Origin of the sequence: Streptomyces ochraceiscleroticus (assembly GCF_000720485.1) — a bacterium.
GTDB lineage: Bacteria > Actinomycetota > Actinomycetes > Streptomycetales > Streptomycetaceae > Streptomyces > Streptomyces ochraceiscleroticus.
In genome coordinates, this window is record NZ_JOAX01000066.1 from 1 (window position 1) to 920 (window position 920).

The window sequence follows — 920 nt, forward strand, 5'->3', positions numbered from 1 at the left end:
GGAGTCTCGTGGGCTCGGAGATGTGTATAAGAGACAGCGTAAGAGCAGGCCCCTTCCGCCTCGGGCGGGAGGGGCCATTTCGCATGTCCGGGGAACACGTCGGCCCCCACCGCTGGGCAGGGGCCGATCGTCTGTACCCCTGAGCCGACAGGGGTACGGTTCTGATGTCGAGCAGAACGGAGTTCAGCATGCCACAGAGCATCGAGGAGCACACCGGCGCACGGATCGCGAGGGCGCGGAAACGCCGGCACTTGAGCCAGCGCGAGCTGGCCGACCTGAGCCACGTGTCGTACAGCGCACTGACCAAAGTTGAGCAGGGGCGGATCCCTGCTAGCCCGTCCGTGATCGGCGCCTTGGCCCGCGCGCTGTCCGTCCCCACCACCGAACTGACCGGGCAGCCCTACCTCGAGGAACTGCAGCAGGACCAACTCGACGGGCTGATCAACCCGATCCGCGAGGCCCTCAACGTCTACGACCTGGGCCCGGATCCAGACGTCGCCCCCCGGCGCCCGGCGGAGCTGGCCGACCAGGCCAACGAGCTGTGCATGCTGGTCCGCGAGACGAACATCAAGCAAGCCGCCGCAGCACTGCCGTCGCTCATCTGCGAAGCGACGACCCAAGCGCACACCGCAGGCACGAGAGAGGCGTGGCAGACACTCGCCAGCTCCTACCGCACGGCCTACGACGTCGCCACGAAGCTCGGGTTCATAGACCTTTCCGCGATCGCCCTGGACCGTCTGGAGTGGGCGGCACACCGGGCGTCGGACCCGATCCTGAGCGGCATGCGGCAGTACCTGCGGGCACTGGCCTACCTCCGTGCGAGTGACTACCGCACGGGCAAGCGGCTCGTGCAGCTCGGCATGACCACTCTGCAGCAGGCAGACCGCGGCCGGGAAAGGGACGTCCTCACCGGGCAGATG

Annotated in this window: 1 protein-coding gene; it reads left to right on the forward strand. The window is 67.7% G+C overall.

The genetic code is table 11. The annotated features are described in order from the left end of the window. Positions 1–188: 188 nt before the first annotated feature. A partial coding sequence (locus tag IG84_RS38520) for a helix-turn-helix domain-containing protein (protein ID WP_037801466.1) occupies positions 189–920 on the forward strand: 732 nt, incomplete at its 3' end.